The sequence below is a fragment of the Kineococcus sp. NBC_00420 genome, from assembly GCF_036021035.1.
In the GTDB taxonomy this organism is placed as follows: domain Bacteria; phylum Actinomycetota; class Actinomycetes; order Actinomycetales; family Kineococcaceae; genus Kineococcus.
Genome location: NZ_CP107930.1, coordinates 1,414,327 through 1,430,414, shown reverse-complemented (window position 1 = coordinate 1,430,414; position 16,088 = coordinate 1,414,327). Strand labels below are relative to the sequence as shown.

The following is a 16,088-nucleotide window of genomic DNA, read 5'->3' as shown; positions in this document are numbered from 1 at the left end:
CTCTCTTGGAGGCAGCGATGGTGCACCGCCTCGGTGTGGTCATGAACGGCGTCACGGGCCGGATGGGGTACCGCCAGCACCTGCTGCGGTCCGTCCTGGCCATCCGCGAACAGGGTGGGGTCGAACTCCCCGACGGTTCCCGGGTCCAGCTGGAACCCCTCCTGGTGGGACGTTCCGAGGACAAGCTCCGCGAGATCGCCGAACGCCACGACCTGCAGCACTGGACGACCGACCTCGACGCGGCGCTCGCCGACGACGACTACCCGCTCTACTTCGACGCGCAGGTGACCTCCGCGCGCGAACGCTCGATCCTGCAGGCGATCGCCGCGGGCCGCCACGTCTACACCGAGAAGCCCACCGCGGAGAGCGTCGAGGGAGCCCTCGAACTCGCCCGCGCCGCCGCCCGCGCGGGGGTCAAGAACGGCGTCGTCCACGACAAGATCTTCCTCCCCGGGCTGCGGAAGCTGAAGCGCCTCGTCGACTCCGGGTTCTTCGGCGAGATCCTCTCCGTCCGCGGGGAGTTCGGCTACTGGGTGTTCGAGGGCGACTGGCAGCCCGCGCAGCGCCCCAGCTGGAACTACCGCGCGGAAGACGGCGGCGGGATCGTGGCCGACATGTTCTGCCACTGGAACTACGTGCTGGAGCAGACCATCGCCCCCGTCGAGGCCGTGACGGCGAAGGCCGTCACCCACGTGCCGGTCCGCTACGACGAGAAGGGCGAGGCGTACAAGGCCACGGCCGACGACGCCGCGTACGCCATCTTCGAGCTCGAGGGCGGGATCATCGCCCAGCTCAACTCCTCGTGGGCGGTCCGCGTGGACCGCGACGAACTCGTCGAGTTCCAGGTCGACGGGACCCTCGGCAGCGCGGTGGCCGGGTTGTTCTCCTGCCGGGTCCAGCCGCGTTCGGTGACCCCGAAGGCCGTCTGGAACCCCGACCTGCCCGAGCAGCACCGCTACCGCGACGACTGGGCCGTCGTGCCCGACAACGAACCCGTGGACAACGGGTTCAAGGTCCAGTGGGAGCAGTTCGTCCGCCACGTCGTCGCCGACACCCCCCACCCCTACGACTTCCTCTCCGGCGCACGGGGTGTGCGCCTCGCGCAGGCCGGACTGGAGTCCTCGGCGCAGGGACGGCGCATGGAGATCACGGAGCTGTCGCTGTGACCACGCTGACGCAGGACCGTGCCCGGACGGGGCAGGTGCTGCGACTGCCCCGTCGGGGTAGCGACGGCTCCGTGGAACTCGTCGAGCACGCCGTGCACGAACCCGTCGCGTGGGAGGTCCCGTCCGGGCCGGCCCGGTCCCGGACGGTCTTCGCCGCGGCCCACGTCGTCCCCCGCGCCGGGGCCGAGAACGTCCCCGGCGCGGTCGCCGACCTCGACTGGGACGCGACGCTGGCGTTCCGGCGCCGGCTGTTCTCCCTCGGTCTCGGGGTGGCCGAGGCGATGGACACCGCGCAACGCGGGATGGGCCTCGACTTCGCCGCGACGACGGAACTCGTGCGCCGCAGCGCCGCCGAGGCCGCGGCCGTCGGCGGCTCCATCGCCGCGGGGGTGGGTACCGACCAGCTCGCCCCCGGCCCGCACGGCCTCGACGTCGTCCGCGCCGCCTACGAGGAACAGCTCGCGATCGTCGAGGACACCGGCGCCCAGCCCATCCTCATGGCGAGCCGGCACCTCGCCGCGAGCGCCCAGGGCCCGGAGGAGTACCTCACGCTGTACTCCGGCCTGCTGTCCCAGGTCCGCCGGCCCGCCGTGCTGCACTGGCTGGGGGAGGTGTTCGACCCCGCGCTCGCCGGGTACTGGGGTTCGCGCGACGTCGCCGCGGCGACCGACACCTTCGTCGAGCTGGTGCGGGCCAACGCCGCCCACGTCGACGGGGTCAAGGTGTCGCTGCTCGACGCGGACCACGAGAAGGCGTTGCGCGCCCGGCTGCCCGAGGGGGTCCGGCTCTACACCGGCGACGACTTCAACTACCCCGACCTCATCCAGGGCGACGGGCGGTTCCACTCCGACGCCCTGCTCGGCATCTTCGCGGGCATCGCGAACGTCGCCGCCGCGGCGCTGGTCCGCCTCGACGCCGGTGACGTCACCGGGTTCCGGGCGGCCCTCGACCCGACGGTCCCGTTGGCGCGGCACGTGTTCGGGGCGCCCACGCCCTACTACAAGGCCGGGATCGCCTTCCTGAACTGGCTGGACGGTCGCCAGCCCGGCTACGCGATGGTCGGGGGTCTGCACTCCGCCCGCAGCGCCGTGCACCAGGCCGAGACGTTCCGCCTCGCCGACGAGGCCGGCGTCCTCGGCGACCCCGACCTCGCCGCGCGTCGACTGCGCGACTACCTCGCCGTCCACGGCTTCCCCGTCTGAGCCCCACCCCCGCGCGGGGCCTCAGCGGGGCGGGCGCAGGTCCGCCCAGAGCGAACCGGCCCCGTCGAGCAGGTCCACCTCCGTCTCCACCGTGAGCGGGGTCCCGCGCAGCTCCGCCGCCCGCAACGACGTCGCGACCGCGTCGGCGTCGGCGGCGGAGCCGTCGACGGACAACGTCGCGTGCCGCCCGCCCGGGGTGAGCCGCAGGGTGACCCGGGCGTCGGTGCAGACGCGCAGCGCGGGAGCCAGGACGGCCCGCACGGCGGCGACGAACTCGGGTCGGTCCTCGACCCCGGTGCCGCGGTCGTCGACGACGTCCACGGTGCAGCCGCGCGCCCGGGCCTCGCGCAGGCCGGCCCGGACGGTGTCGTCGAGGAGTTCGCGGGCGCGCAGGTCGTCGCGCAGCTGCCGCTCCAGCACCAGGGCGCCCCGGGACAGCAGCGACCACGTCGGGGCCCCGGGCCGGGTCATCGCGACCCGCCGCAGGAGCGGCACGACACCGTGCTCCAGGTCCTCGCGGCGTGCCCGGGCGCTCGCGTCCCGGGCCTGCGTGCTCGCCTGCGCGGCGATCGCCCGTCCGGTGTCGGCGTCGTAGCGGGCGACGTCGCGGGCGGTGCGGTCGAAGACGAACCGGACCCCGACCGAGGCGGTGAACCAGACGATGGCCGGCTGGTTGAGCGCTGCGAACACCACCGCCCGGTCCGGCAGGTCGGAGCCGGCGACGAGGACACCGAGCACCGCGGCGGAGGCGAGTTCGGCGATCAGCCCCGGCAGCCACTGCCGGCGCATCACCAGGGCGGCGACGACGATCTGGGTCAGTCCCGGCCAGTAGTCGCCGTAGGTGCGCCACAGCGACTCGTCGAGGAACGGGGTGACGGCCAGTCCGCTCAGCGGCACGACGAGCGCCATCCCCAGGGCGGCGCGGGTGGAGAGGTCCAGCGGCCGCCCGAGCAGGGGGCGGACCGCGACGGCGCTCACGATCAGGACGACGGTCAGGGCCAGCAGCGACAGCGCGGGCGCGCGGTGCTGGTGCAGGGACAGCAACGCCACCAGCGGCCCGTGCGAGAACAGCCAGATGACCGTGCCGATGAGACAGGCCCGTTGGACCCCGGTCACCCCACGACCTCGGCGGTGACGTCCAGCAACGGGACGCCGAGCAGGACGACGGTGCCGACCCCCGGGACCGAGCGCACCAGCGCCCGGCCGCCGACGACGTCGGCACGCCGACGCACCGAGACCGCGAGCCCGAGGCGGGGGGTGGCGCGACGGGTGTCGAACCCGACCCCGTCGTCGCGCACCTCGACGCTGAAGCGGCCCCGCGCCACGTCCGCGCGGAGCCGGACCCGGACGGTGGGCGCAGCCCCCGCCGACGACCCGTGCCGCACCGCGTTGCGCACGGCCTCCGCCGTCGCCGCGACGAGGGCCTCGAGGGCCTCCGGGGCGAGGCGGCCGACGGGGACCGGCGGCGTGCTCAGCACCGCCTGCGGGTGCAGCGCGAGGACGGTGTCCTGCAGGCGCGACACCGTCTCTCCCAGCCCGACCGGTGCCGGGTCGCGCAGACCGGTGGACCCCGCGTCGATGCTCGCGAGCGCCCGCTCCGCGGCGGCCGCGGTGCGCACCCGGTCGGCGACGTCGTCACGGGCGTGCGCGGTCAGCGACAGCGAGGCGAGCACGTCGTCGTGCACGATGCCGTCCCAGTGGGAGTTCTCCAGCTCCACCGCGCGGGCCGCGGCCGCGGCGGCCGCGGCGCGATCGGCGGTGGTGCGGGCCGACTCGACCTGGTGGGCGGCGTCGTGCACGGCCTGGACGGCGACGGACACGGCGATCGCGACGACGAGCAGTCCGACGGCCTCGAGGACGCCTACGTCGGGGGCGACGAACCAGACGCCGCTGACCTGCAGCAGCCCCCGCAGGGCGAGGTGCAGGGACGTCAGCCCCAGCGTCCCCCTCAGCGACGGCGCGGCCACCGCCCCGGCGCCCACGGTCAGCGCGGAGAGCGCCAGCACCCACGGGACGTCGTCGTCGGCGCGGGTCGCCAGCAGCGGGTAGCCCGCCAGGGCCAGGTCACCGAGGACGACCAGACCCCACGCGGGGACCTGGCAGGAGCCCCGTCGGACGGCCTGGGTCAGCAGCGCCGCCAGGATCACCAGGTAACCGGCGCAGATCGAGGCGGACCAGGCGACGGGGAACTGCGACCGCCCGGCGAGCAGGTTCGTCACGACGGTCGGTGCGACCGAGACCAGACCCAGGGCCAGGACGAGCGCCAGGAGCCGGTGGACGCCGCGGCGCGTCACCTCAGGTCAGTCCCGCAGGTCACGAAGACCCGGGGCGGGGGAGGCCAGCGGGGCGAGGACGCCGTCCTCGACGGCACGGCGGTAGAGCTCCATGCGGGTGTAGGCGGGCCGGTCCAGTGCGGCGTACTTCGCGCGGATCCGCTTCAGGTAGCTCTTGGCCGTCTCGAGCGTGACGCCGAGGCGCAGGGCCACCGACCGGGCGGGCATGCCCCCCGCGTACAGCTCCAGGACGCGTCGCTCCTGCGGGGACAGGTGCGACGTGAGCGTCTCGTCGACCTGCAGCGCGGCCGCGGTCTCGGCGGACTGCAGGGTGTCGCCGTCCGCGATGGACCGCAGCGCCTCGGCGACCGTCGCGACCGGGCGGTCCTTGAGCAGAACACCCTGGGCGCCGGCCTGCAACGCCTCCAGCGCCTCGGCGTGCGCGCGCCCCTCGGTGTAGACGAGGACGCGGCTGCCGGCCTCGAGGAGGGAGCGGACGTTGTCCGCCGGGCGCGAGGCGTCGCCCAACCTGAGGTCGAGCAGGACGACGTCCGGCCCGGGGGCCCCCTGCAGCTGGAACAGCAGGTCGGGGACGGTCGGTGCGGTGGCGACGAACTGCAGGGCCGCGTCCAACCGGGCCAGCTCGAGCTGGAGACCGGTGAGGAGCGCGGGGTGGTCGTCGACCGCCGCGATGCGCAAGATGGTCACGTCGGTCCTCCTTCCGCGCCGAGGCTACCGGGATCTCGGACCGCCTGCTGCCGGGCGGGGACGACGGTGCACCCCGAAAGGGGGGTGTCCGGATGGTGCCGACCAGGTACCCCCCTCTGCGAGGATCGTTGCAGGCACCCCGCCGGGGGGACGGGTGGCCGAGCATGCGCTGGGGGGCGTACGCACACGAGGGGACGGTGCCCACGGGCACCGTCCCCTCGTGGCGTCAACGGGTCAGTCGCCCGTCGAGACCAGACCGATCTGGCAGGTCAGACCGTTCGGGCCGTGGTTGCAGTAGCCGTTGGGGACCTTGTCCAGGTACTGCTGGTGGTAGTCCTCGGCGTACCAGAACGGGCCCGCGTCGGAGGCCTTGCGGATCTCCGTCGTGATCTGGCCGTGCTTGTGCTCGCTGAGCTCGCGCTGGAACGTCTCGCGCGTCTTCTGCGCGGCGTCCCACTGCTCGTCGGTGGTCGTGTAGATCGCGGACCGGTACTCCGTGCCGCGGTCGTTGCCCTGGCGGAAGCCCTGGGTCGGGTCGTGGTTCTCCCAGAACGTCTTCAGCAGGACCTCGGGGCTGACCCGGGTGGGGTCGTAGGCGACCAGGACCGTCTCGGCGTGGCCGGTGCGCCCGGTCGTCGACTCGTCGTAGGTCGGGTTCTTCGTGAAGCCACCCTGGAAGCCCACCGCCGTCGTCACGACGCCCGGGACCTGCCAGAAGATGCGCTCCGCACCCCAGTAGCAGCCCATGGCGAACGAGATCACCTCGGTGCCCTCGGGCCACGGGCCTTCGAGCGGGGTACCGAGGACCGTGTGGGTCGTCGGGACCTCGAAGCGTCGCGTCTCCGAGCCCTTGAGGGCCTCGTCCGCGGTCACCATCGTCGTCTTGAACGGGTTGCCGAACAGCACGTCACCAGCTCCTTCTCCGCCGTCGTGTCTTCCTCAACCACGGTCGCGGCCCGGACGTTCCCTACTCTGGACCTCGTGACTGATGCGCAGCTGCCAGGCTTCTCCACCCGAGCCATCCACGCCGGCCAGGAGGCCGATCCCTCGACCGGGGCCGTGGTGACGCCGATCTACCAGGTCTCCACCTACAAGCAGGACGGCGTCGGCGCGCTGCGGACCGGGCTCGGCGCCGGCTACGAGTACTCGCGCTCCGGCAACCCGACCCGCGCCTCGCTGGAGACCCAGCTCGCCGCCCTCGAGCAGGGTGCCGCCGGGTTCGCCTTCGCCTCCGGTCTCGCCGCCGAGGACGGGATCCTGCGGGCCCTGCTCAAGCCCGGCGACCACGTCGTCATCCCCAACGACGCCTACGGCGGCACCTACCGGCTGGTGAAGCGGGTCGTCGAACCGTGGGGCGTGGAGCACACCCCGGTCGACCTGGCCGACCTGGACGCCGTGCGCGCCGCCGTCCAGCCCGGCCGGACCCGCCTGGTGTGGCTGGAGACGCCGACCAACCCGCTGCTCACGGTCGGCGACATCGCGGCCATCGCCGAGATCACCCACGCCGCGGGGGCCCTGCTCGTCGTGGACAACACCTTCGCGACGCCCTACCTGCAGACGCCGCTGACCCTCGGCGCCGACCTCGTCATCAGCTCCACCACCAAGTACGCCGGCGGGCACTCCGACGTCGTCGGCGGGGCCGTCGTCGTGCGCGACGGCGAGGACGGGCGGGGGAACTCCCTCGCCGAGCGCATCGGCTTCCACCAGAACTCCCTGGGCGCGGTGCCCGGTCCCTTCGACTCCTGGCTCGTCCAGCGCGGGCTGAAGACCCTCGCCGTCCGGATGGAACGCCACTGCGACAACGCCGAACGCGTCGTCGAGTTCCTGCAGTCCCACCCGCGGGTCACGAAGATCCTGTACCCGGGCCTGCCCGAGCACCGCAACCACGACGTCGCCGCCCGGCAGATGAAGCGATTCGGCGGGATGATCAGCTTCCGCCTGGCCTCGGTCGAGGACGCCCTGAAGGTCTGCGGGGCGACCGAGCTGTTCACCCTGGGGGAGTCCCTCGGCGGGGTCGAGTCCCTCGTCGAGCACCCCGGCCGGATGACCCACGCCTCGGTGGCGGGTTCGCTGCTCGAGGTGCCCGACGACCTCGTGCGGCTGTCCGTCGGGATCGAGGACGCCGACGACCTCGTCGCCGACCTCGCGCAGGCGCTGGGCTGAGTCGCCCGGGGGTGGGATCGTTGCCTCCCCGAGGACGTTGAGCGACCCCGGGGAGGCAACGATCCCACCCCACTCACCCGCCCAGCCGCCGTCGGTCAGTCGCCGTGGGCCACGTGGCGCAGCGGCCGCCAGATCAGGACGACGAAGACCGCCGACCCGGCGAAGGCGAACCAGAACGGCGCGGTCACGCCGACGTGCTGCGAGAGAACGGCTCCGAACCCGCTCCCGATGGCGAGGCCGCCGAACGTGCCGACGGTGTTGACGGCGCCGACGCGGCCCTGCAACCCGTGCGGGACGGCGCGCTGGCGCACGGTGATCGACGTCGAGCCCCAGACGAACGCGTGCGCGCCGAAGACGAAGAACACGGGGAGCGCCACCCACGGGGTCCGGGCCAGCGCGAGGCCGAGGTGGGTGAAGGTCTCGACCACCAACCCGATCCGCATCAGGTTGCCCAGGGAGACGTGGCGGGTGATCCAGCCGTAGGCCAGGACGCCGACGATGCCGCCGGCCGCTCCGACGGTGGTCACGAGGCCGAAACCGATCTCGCCCAGCCCGATCCGCTCCCGCGCGTAGAGGACGAGGACCGACCAGGCGGCACCGAAGGTGACGTTGAAGATGAAGATCGTCGCGACGAGGACCCGCACGGCCGGGTGGTGGGCGGTCCAGCGGATCCCCTCCGCGACGTCGTGCCAGGGCGTGGTGCTCGCGCGTTCCGCCTCCCGCGCGGGGAGGCGCATCCGGGCGACGAACACCGCGGCGAGGGCGCAGAGCCCGGCCTGGGCCGCGAACGGGGTCGCGTGGGCCATCGTGAAGAGCAGGGCGCCCAGCGGTGGACCGGCGAGCTGGTTCACCGTGACGAAACCCGTCTGGATGCGGGCGTTCGCGACCGCCAGGTCGTCGCGGGCGACGAGCATCGGCAGCAGCGTGCTCGCCGTGTTGTCCGCGAAGACTTCGGCGGTCGCGAGCAGGAACAATGCGCCGAGGACGAGCGGGATGCTCGCGTGCCCGGTCGCGACGACCGCGGCCAGCGCGACGAGGACGAGGGCCCGCACACCGTCGACGGTGAGGACGATGAGCCGCCGATCGACCCGGTCGGAGAGCACCCCGGCGCTCAACCCGAACAGCAGCGGCGGCAGCCACGCCGCGAGCGCGGCCAACGCCACCGGGAACGCGTCGTCGGTGAGGGAGGCGACCAGCAACGGCCCGGCGGCCAGCGCCAGTCCGTCGCCCAGGTTGCTGGCCCAGCTGGAGGCGATGAGCCAGCGGAAACCCGTCCCGAGCCGGCGGGGGAGGACGACCTCGACCACGCGGGCGGCGTTGCTCACCCGAGCACCGTGGCACACCCCTCCCGGCGGGGACCAGCGACTTCTAGTACTGCAACGGCACTTCAGGTAGATGATGGTGTTCATGGTGGTGGACCTCGCGATGGCAGAGCTGGACCGGCTGCATGAGCGGATCGCGGGGCGGTTCGCGCGGACCGAACCGCGGGCTCGGGTGCGCGCCTACGTGACCGGGCTAGCGGCGGGGCTGGAACGCAAGAACGGCTGGACCTTGGCCGAGCAGGCCGGGGAGGTCTCCCCGGATGGGATGCAGCGACTGCTGCGGCGCGCGGAGTGGAACGTCGACGGGGTGCGTGACGACGTTCGTGACTATGTCGTCGAGCACCTCGGTTCCCCTGAAGGGGTGCTCATCGTGGACGAGACCGGCTTCCTCAAGAAGGGAACCCGCTCGGCCGGGGTGCAGCGGCAGTACTCCGGCACGGCCGGGCGGATCGAGAACTCCCAGGTGGGCACCTTCCTCGCCTACGCCTCCCCGCGAGGACATGCGTTGATCGACCGCGAGCTCTACCTGCCGCAGTCGTGGACCGATGATCGTCAACGGTGCCGAGCCGCCGGCATACCCGATGAGGCGGAGTTCGCCACCAAACCGCAGCAGGCGATGATGATGCTGCAGCGTGCCTTCGATGCCGGTGTTTCCTTCGCCTGGGTCACCGGCGATGAAGCCTACGGTCAGGTCGCTCATCTGCGGGCGTGGCTGGAAGAACGCGACGCCGCACACGTTTTGTCCTGCAAGAGCAACGACACTCTCATCACCACTGATGCTCACCAGGGCCGGGCCGCGCAGATGATCGCGGAGTTGCCGGCGCGGGCGTGGCGGGATTACTCCGCTGGTCCGGGGGCCCACGGGGAACGGATCTACGACTGGGCGCGGGTCCCGCTCCGCATCGCCTGGCGGTCTGGTCGCGGGCACTGGCTGCTGGCCCGGCGCTCCATCGCGACCGGGGAACTGGCCTACTACGTCTGCTACGGACCGCGGGAAACCACTCTGGCGGATCTGGCCCGTGTCGCCGGTTCCCGCTGGCACATCGAGGAATGCTTCCAGCAGGCGAAAGGTGAAGCGGGATTGGACCACTACCAGGTCCGTGACTACCGGGCTTGGTATGCCCACATCACTCTCTCGATGCTCACCCTGGCCTGGTTGGCCGCTACCCGTTCCAGTGTTCATGATGCTGGTGCTCACCGGGAGGCAAAGGGGGCGCCGGTTCCAGCGAACACGGCATGATCGGATACACGCTACCGGAGATCCGACGTCTCCTGACCAAGCTGGTTCTGGCAGCCCATCACGCTGTCGAACACGTCTGGAACTGGTCCACCTGGCGGCGCAGACGCCAACATCAGGCCCGCGCTTGTCACTACCGACAACGTGGGCACCATCTACCTGAAGTGCCGTTGCAGTACTAGGAGGCCCGGCGGTTCCCCCGGCGCCCGGCCCGCGAGCGCAGGTAGTCGTCGACGACGTAGCGCCCCAGTCGTTCGGGGCTGGGCGAGAGGACTCGCCCGCCGTTGCGCCGGGCCACGGCCTCGACGAAGCGACGCAGCCCCGGGTCCTCGCCGAGCATGAACAGGTTGATCGTCGCGCCGAACCGGGTGAGCTGGTCGACCTCCTGCACGGTGGCCCGGATGGTGGCCTGCGTCGGCGGCCACTGGAACACCGCCTCGGGGGTGCCGTAGGTGTCGTCGAGGTGGGCGGTGGGTTCCCCGTCGGTGATGACGAGGACGACGGGTTCGGCGTCGGGGTGGCGGCGGACGTGACGGCGGGCCAGGCTCAGCGCGTGCTGCAGGTTGGTGCCCTGCACGAAGTCGGGTTCGACCTCGGCGAGTTCGCCGACCGTCATGGGCTGCGCGTGCAGCCCGAACCCGATGATCTGCAGCGCGTCGTTGGGGAACTTCGTCGAGATCAGGTGTGACAGCGCGAGTGCCGTCTCCTTCATCGGACCCCAGCGGCCTTCGGCGGCCATCGAGTACGACAGGTCGACGCACAGCGCGACGGCGGCCCCCGCGCGACGTTCGGTCTCGACGACCTCGAAGTCCTCCCAGGACAGCTTCACCGCCCCCGTGCGTCCCTGCGCCGCGCCGCGCTTCAGCGCGTTCGAGACGGTCCGGACGACGTCGAGGGGTTGTTCGTCGCCGAACTCCCAGCCCCGCGTGGACCCGGTCGGTTCACCGCCCGCACCGGCGTCGCGGTTGTCGTGGTCGCCGCGACCACCCGCGTCGAGGCGACCGAGCACGTCGCGCAACGCGGTCTGACCGAGCCGGCGCAACGCCTTGGGGGACAGCGTGAGTCCCTCGGAGGAGCGGGACAGCCAGCCCTGCCGCTGGAGCTCCCGCTCGAGGTCGCGCAGCCGGCGCAGGTCGTCGGCGGCACCGCGGCCGAGCTGGCGTTCCAGGGTGTCGACGTCGACGTCGTCCAGCGTCGCGCCGGGGTGCTCCTGGCCGAGCTGGTCGAGCAGGTCGTCGAGCTCGGAGATGTCCTGCAGCGCGTCGGCCGCCTCGCCGTAGCCGAGGGGTTCGCTGCCGCGCTGACCGCGGACCCGTTCCCCGCGGGAGAAGTCCAGGTCGGGGCGCAGGGCGCGCAGGTTGTCGTTGAGCTGGGACATCTGCGCCTGGAGGTCGACGTCGTCGCCCATGGCCTGCTGCATCAGCGAGGACAGCTCGTCGCGCTGCTGCGGCGAGAGCGAGCGCATCAACCGCGACGCCGCCGCGGCGCGGCGGGCGAGGGAGTCGACCAGGTCGTCGAGGTTCTCGATGCCCTCCTCGCCGAGGGTGTCGCCGTGCTTGGCCATGAACTCGTCGAAGTCGGCCTGGGTGTCCTCCCCCCGGGCCTTCTTGGCGAGGAGGTCGTTGAGGTCGCTCATCATGTCCTTGAGCGCCTGCATGGTCGAGGGGTCGCCGCTCTCCAGCGCCTGCTTCATGCCGCGGAACTGCTGGTCGAGCACGTCGTTGCGCAGGCTCTCGAGGATCTGCTGGTACTGCTGACGGGCCGATTCGCTGGCCCACTGGTAGTCCTCGAGGTCGCGGACGGCCTGGGCGGTGGAGCGGGGGAGCGCGTCGAGGCGGGCCTCGTTGAAGCGGGCGTCGTCGCCGTCGCGGCCGGAGAGTTCGTCGCGTTCGGCGGCGAGGGCCTGGTCGAGCTGGGCGCGGGCCTTGGTCAGGGCGCCGTCGAGGTCCCCGCGGCGGGCCGCGTCGCGGCGCATCCGGGCGGCCCGGGCTCGCAGGTCGTCCATGCCGGAGCGGCCGTCGGGCCCGTTGCGCAGCAGGTCGCGCAGGGCGTCGCGCAGCGAGCCGCCGCGCAGGACCTGCTGGCCGACCTCGTCCAGCGCCGCCCGGACGTCGTAGGGCGGGGCCAGCGGGTCGGGACCACCCGCCCACTCGCCGTAGCGGTACCGTCCGCCGCGTCGCCTGCTCCAGCTGTCCCGACCGCCCGCATCACGTCCTGCCACGCCTCAGAAGCTACGTCCGACCTCGGACATCCGCCACGGGCTTCTCGACGGAGCGTCGCCCGACCCCTGGATTCCATGACAGTTTGTCTGGACAAAGGGGGTCGTCCGGGTGGCATGATGGGCCGCGTTCGACACCTTGGCGGGAGTCGTCCCGCCGATGACGTCCGAGGAGGGCTTCGTGACCACCACCACCGCCAGCACCACCGCCGACGCTGGTGCGCTCGACCTGCCGCTCGTGCAGCACTGGATCTCCGGTGCCGCCTCTGCGGGGTCCGGCGACCGAGCGGCGGACGTCTACGACCCGGCCACCGGCAAGCGCACCAAGACCGTCGCTCTCGCCTCGCCCGGGGACGTGAACGCCGCCGTCGCCGCCGCCAAGGCCGCGTTCCCCGCGTGGCGCGACACCTCGCTCGCCCGCCGCACGACGATCCTGTTCAAGTTCCGCCAGCTCCTCGACGAGCGCAAGGGCGAGCTCGCCGAGATCATCACCGCCGAGCACGGCAAGGTCGTCTCCGACGCCCTCGGCGAGGTCTCGCGCGGCCAGGAGGTCGTGGAACTCGCCTGCGGCATCAACCACCTGGTGAAGGGCGCGTTCACCGAGAACGCCTCCACCAAGATCGACGTCTACTCCATCCGCCAGCCGCTCGGCGTCGTGTCGATCATCTCGCCGTTCAACTTCCCGGCGATGGTCCCGATGTGGTTCTTCCCCGTCGCCATCGCGGCTGGCAACACCGTCGTCCTCAAGCCGAGCGAGAAGGACCCCTCCGCGGCGAACTTCATCGCCCGGCTCTGGAAGGACGCCGGGCTGCCCGACGGCGTCTTCAACGTCCTGCACGGCGACAAGGTCGCCGTCGACGGCCTGCTGACCCACCCCGACGTCGCCTCCGTCTCCTTCGTGGGTTCCACCCCGATCGCGAAGTACGTCTACGAGACGGGCACCGCGCACGGCAAGCGCGTCCAGGCCCTCGGCGGCGCGAAGAACCACATGCTCGTCCTGCCCGACGCCGACCTCGACCTGGCCGCCGACGCGGCCGTCAACGCCGGGTTCGGTTCCGCCGGGGAACGCTGCATGGCCGTGTCCGCCCTCGTCGCGGTGGACTCAGTCGCCGACGAGCTCATCGCCAAGATCAAGGACCGCGTCGCGACCCTGCGCACCGGTGACGGCCGGCGCGGGTGCGACATGGGCCCGCTGGTCACCGGCGCCCACCGCGACAAGGTCACCGCCTACGTCGACGCCGGCGTCACCGAGGGCGCGGAGCTCGTCATCGACGGCCGCGAGGTCGTCCCCGACGGCGATGCGGACGGTTTCTGGCTCGGGCCCACCCTCTTCGACAAGGTCGGCACCGACATGTCGATCTACACCGACGAGATCTTCGGCCCGGTCCTCTCCGTCGTCCGCGTCGAGAGCTACGCCGAGGGTCTGGACCTCATCAACGCCAACAAGTACGGCAACGGCGTCGCCATCTTCACCAACGACGGCGGGGCCGCGCGGAAGTTCCGCAACGAGGTCCAGGTCGGGATGATCGGCATCAACGTGCCGGTCCCCGTCCCGGTCGCGTACTTCTCCTTCGGCGGCTGGAAGCAGTCGCTCTTCGGCGACACCCACGCCCACGGCGTCGAGGGCGTGCACTTCTTCACCCGCGGCAAGGTCGTCACCGAACGCTGGCTCGACCCCAGCCACGGCGGCCTGAACCTGGGGTTCCCGCAGAACGACTGAGTCTCACAGGGGGCGCGTCCACACTGGGTGGGTGCGCCCCCTCCGTCGTCACCTGCGGGGTGCCGAGATCGCCCTGGTCTACGCCGTCGTCGTCCTCGCGGTGTTCGCGGCCCTCAAGGTGCAGCCCGACCGCGACCAGGTCGCGTTCGTCCAGGACTCCAGCACCAACCTCGCGAACCTGCGCCGCTTCCCGTTCCGGGTGCTGCTGCTGTCCTCGATCGTCGTCCCGGACGGCGAGGGCCTGCTCATCCTCGTCCCGCTCGTGCTCGCCCTGACCGCCTGCACCCGGTGGATCGGCCGGGTCCCCACCCTGCTGGCGTTCGGGTTCGGCCACGTCGGCGCCACCCTCACCGTCGCCGTGGTGCTCGCCGCCCAGCTGACCCACGGCCGACTCGACCCGGGCGTCGCGCACGCCCCCGACGTCGGGGTCAGCTACGGGCTGGCGTGCGTCATCGGTCTGCTCGCGGCCAGGGTGCCGCGACGGGTGCGGCTGCCCTACGTCGTGCTGCCCGCCGTCGCACTCGTCGCGATCCTGGCCCTCGCGCCGGACTTCACCGCGGTGGGCCACCTCATCGCCCTCGGGATCGGCCTGACGTTCGCGCTCGTGGCCCACCGGGCCAGACAGGCTCAGCTGCCGTAGACCGTCCGGCCGTCGTCGAGGACGAGCTTGTCGAGACGACGGGTCAGGTGCAGGGACTCGAGGACGAACTCGACCCCCGACGCCGCACGACCCGCGGTGGCGTCCGCCAACCCCAGCCGGTCCAGGACCTGCGCGAGCCCCGCGATCGTCCCGACCTGTTCCAGCAGCTTCTCCGCCGGCACCAGGTCACCGGTCTCGACGGTGCGGCCCTCGGTCACCAGTTCGGAGAACCCGGACAGTTCGGCCCCGCCCAGCAGCGAGCGGTAGGTCTCGGCGATCGCGGTGCGCAGCAGGTGCTCGAGGACCTCGACCTCCCGGCCCTCCTCGCCCTGCTCGAACTCCACCTTCCCGCCGAGCACGCTGACGACGGTGTGCAGGTCCCCGACGCGCGCGACCGGGTCCCCGGTCTCACCGGACAACGCGTGCCGACGCAGGGCGGCCGCGGAGACCGTCTCGGCCGCCGCGATCGAGAACCGGGCCGAGACGCCGGAAGCCGGGTCGACGGCGGGCGACTCGCGCACCGCGCGGGTGAACCGGGCGATCACCTCGAGGAGGTGCTCCGGGACCTCCGCGACGACGTCGGCCTCCTGACGGACGAGGTCGATCTCGGTGGACACCTCCAGCGGGTAGTGCGTGCGCACCTCGGCCCCGAAGCGGTCCTTCAACGGCGAGATGATCCGGCCGCGGTTGGTGTAGTCCTCGGGGTTCGCGCTCGCCACCAGCAGCAGGTCCAGCGGCAACCGCAGCTGGTAGCCGCGGACCTGGATGTCACGCTCCTCCAGCACGTTCAGCAGTGACACCTGGATGCGTTCGGCGAGGTCGGGGAGTTCGTTGACGGCGAAGATCCCGCGGTTGGTGCGGGGCACCAGACCGAAGTGGATCGTCTCCGGGTCGCCCAGGGCCCGACCCTCGGCGACCTTCACCGGGTCGACGTCGCCGATGAGGTCACCGACGGAGGTGTCCGGCGTGGCGAGCTTCTCGCCGTAGCGCAGCGAGCGGTGCAACCAGGCGACCGGCAGGTCGTCGCCCTCGGCCGCCACCCGGCGCCGCGAGGCCGGCGTGAGGGGTGCGTAGGGGTGCTCGTTGAGCTCGCTGCCCTCGATGACGGGGGTCCACTCGTCGAGCAGACCGACGAGGGAACGCAGCAGCCGGGTCTTGCCCTGACCGCGTTCGCCGAGCAGGACGACGTCGTGACCGGCGAGCAGGGCCCGTTCCAGTTCGGGTGCGACGGTGTCCTCGTAGCCGACGACACCGGGGAAGCGGTCCTCACCCGCCCGCATGCGGGCGACGAGGTTGGCGCGCAGTTCCTGCTTGACCCCGACGTGGCGGTGCCCGGAGGCCCGGAGCGCGCCGAGGGTGCGGGGGAGCTCCGCGGGGGGTTCGAGGGGGAGCGTGGGAATCTCACTGGTGCTCACGAGGTGAAACCTACGTCCGGTCGC

The 16,088-nt window shown here is 72.2% G+C and carries 13 protein-coding genes; 6 read left to right on the top strand and 7 right to left on the bottom strand.

Annotation, left to right across the window (positions count from 1 at the left end; genetic code table 11):
* The first annotated feature begins 17 nt into the window (after positions 1 to 17).
* Both OG218_RS06925 and OG218_RS06920 read left to right on the top strand, forming a co-directional pair.
* Positions 18 to 1,166, top strand: coding sequence for a Gfo/Idh/MocA family protein (locus OG218_RS06925; protein WP_328292472.1), 1,149 nt, complete (start codon positions 18 to 20; stop codon positions 1,164 to 1,166).
* Positions 1,167 to 1,210: 44 nt separating this feature from the next.
* Positions 1,211 to 2,368, top strand: coding sequence for a dihydrodipicolinate synthase family protein (locus OG218_RS06920; protein WP_442906469.1), 1,158 nt, complete (start codon positions 1,211 to 1,213; stop codon positions 2,366 to 2,368).
* A gap of 21 nt (positions 2,369 to 2,389) precedes the next feature.
* Here the strand turns inward: OG218_RS06920 and OG218_RS06915 are convergent, their stop codons facing one another.
* The 4 genes from OG218_RS06915 to msrA form a co-directional block, all read right to left on the bottom strand.
* Positions 2,390 to 3,484 (bottom strand): hypothetical protein, encoded by a 1,095-nt coding sequence (locus OG218_RS06915; RefSeq protein ID WP_328292470.1) that lies wholly within the window; start codon positions 3,482 to 3,484, stop codon positions 2,390 to 2,392.
* Entirely contained in the window at positions 3,481 to 4,662 is a 1,182-nt protein-coding gene (locus OG218_RS06910) for a sensor histidine kinase (RefSeq protein ID WP_328292469.1), read from the bottom strand. The genes OG218_RS06915 and OG218_RS06910 overlap by 4 nt, the downstream gene beginning before the upstream one ends.
* Before the next feature lie 6 nt (positions 4,663 to 4,668).
* The gene (locus tag OG218_RS06905) at positions 4,669 to 5,349 is read right to left on the bottom strand and encodes a response regulator transcription factor (protein ID WP_328292468.1); all 681 of its coding nucleotides are present in this window, start codon (positions 5,347 to 5,349) and stop codon (positions 4,669 to 4,671) included.
* Between the two features lie 234 nt (positions 5,350 to 5,583).
* Positions 5,584 to 6,225 (bottom strand): peptide-methionine (S)-S-oxide reductase MsrA, encoded by a 642-nt coding sequence (gene msrA / locus OG218_RS06900; RefSeq protein ID WP_380259226.1) that lies wholly within the window; start codon positions 6,223 to 6,225, stop codon positions 5,584 to 5,586.
* A 105-nt stretch (positions 6,226 to 6,330) separates the two neighbouring features.
* Here msrA and OG218_RS06895 point away from each other — a divergent pair, with 105 nt between their 5' ends.
* Positions 6,331 to 7,512 carry a cystathionine gamma-synthase gene (locus tag OG218_RS06895; RefSeq protein ID WP_328292466.1) on the top strand — a complete coding sequence of 394 codons (1,182 nt, stop codon included), beginning with the start codon at positions 6,331 to 6,333 and terminating at the stop codon, positions 7,510 to 7,512.
* A gap of 95 nt (positions 7,513 to 7,607) precedes the next feature.
* Here the strand turns inward: OG218_RS06895 and OG218_RS06890 are convergent, their stop codons facing one another.
* Complete coding sequence (locus tag OG218_RS06890) at positions 7,608 to 8,837, bottom strand: MFS transporter (protein ID WP_328292465.1); 1,230 nt, start codon at positions 8,835 to 8,837, stop codon at positions 7,608 to 7,610.
* An 82-nt stretch (positions 8,838 to 8,919) separates the two neighbouring features.
* Here OG218_RS06890 and OG218_RS06885 point away from each other — a divergent pair, with 82 nt between their 5' ends.
* Complete coding sequence (locus tag OG218_RS06885) at positions 8,920 to 10,074, top strand: IS701 family transposase (RefSeq protein ID WP_328292464.1); 1,155 nt, start codon at positions 8,920 to 8,922, stop codon at positions 10,072 to 10,074.
* A gap of 175 nt (positions 10,075 to 10,249) precedes the next feature.
* Here the strand turns inward: OG218_RS06885 and OG218_RS06880 are convergent, their stop codons facing one another.
* The gene (locus OG218_RS06880; protein WP_328292463.1) at positions 10,250 to 12,292 is read right to left on the bottom strand and encodes a VWA domain-containing protein; all 2,043 of its coding nucleotides are present in this window, start codon (positions 12,290 to 12,292) and stop codon (positions 10,250 to 10,252) included.
* Positions 12,293 to 12,449: 157 nt separating this feature from the next.
* Here OG218_RS06880 and OG218_RS06875 point away from each other — a divergent pair, with 157 nt between their 5' ends.
* Positions 12,450 to 14,009 (top strand): CoA-acylating methylmalonate-semialdehyde dehydrogenase, encoded by a 1,560-nt coding sequence (locus tag OG218_RS06875; RefSeq protein WP_442906373.1) that lies wholly within the window; start codon positions 12,450 to 12,452, stop codon positions 14,007 to 14,009.
* A gap of 31 nt (positions 14,010 to 14,040) precedes the next feature.
* Positions 14,041 to 14,649: a rhomboid-like protein gene (locus OG218_RS06870; RefSeq protein ID WP_328292461.1), complete on the top strand. Its 609-nt coding sequence runs from the start codon at positions 14,041 to 14,043 to the stop codon at positions 14,647 to 14,649.
* Here OG218_RS06870 and OG218_RS06865 read toward each other — a convergent pair.
* Positions 14,637 to 16,064, bottom strand: a complete 1,428-nt coding sequence (locus tag OG218_RS06865; protein WP_328292460.1) for a sigma 54-interacting transcriptional regulator — start codon at positions 16,062 to 16,064, stop codon at positions 14,637 to 14,639. The two genes, OG218_RS06870 and OG218_RS06865, sit on opposite strands and share 13 nt — an antisense overlap.
* Between the last annotated feature and the right edge of the window lie 24 nt (positions 16,065 to 16,088).

Excerpts from the sequence above, each read along its gene's own strand:
- OG218_RS06925 (WP_328292472.1), top strand. The coding sequence starts at position 18 with ATGGTGCACCGCCTCGGTGTGGTCATGAACGGCGTCACGGGCCGGATG.
- msrA (WP_380259226.1), bottom strand. The coding sequence starts at position 6,225 with ATGGTGACCGCGGACGAGGCCCTCAAGGGCTCGGAGACGCGACGCTTC.
- OG218_RS06885 (WP_328292464.1), top strand. The coding sequence starts at position 8,920 with ATGGTGGTGGACCTCGCGATGGCAGAGCTGGACCGGCTGCATGAGCGG.
- OG218_RS06875 (WP_442906373.1), top strand. The coding sequence starts at position 12,450 with ATGACGTCCGAGGAGGGCTTCGTGACCACCACCACCGCCAGCACCACC.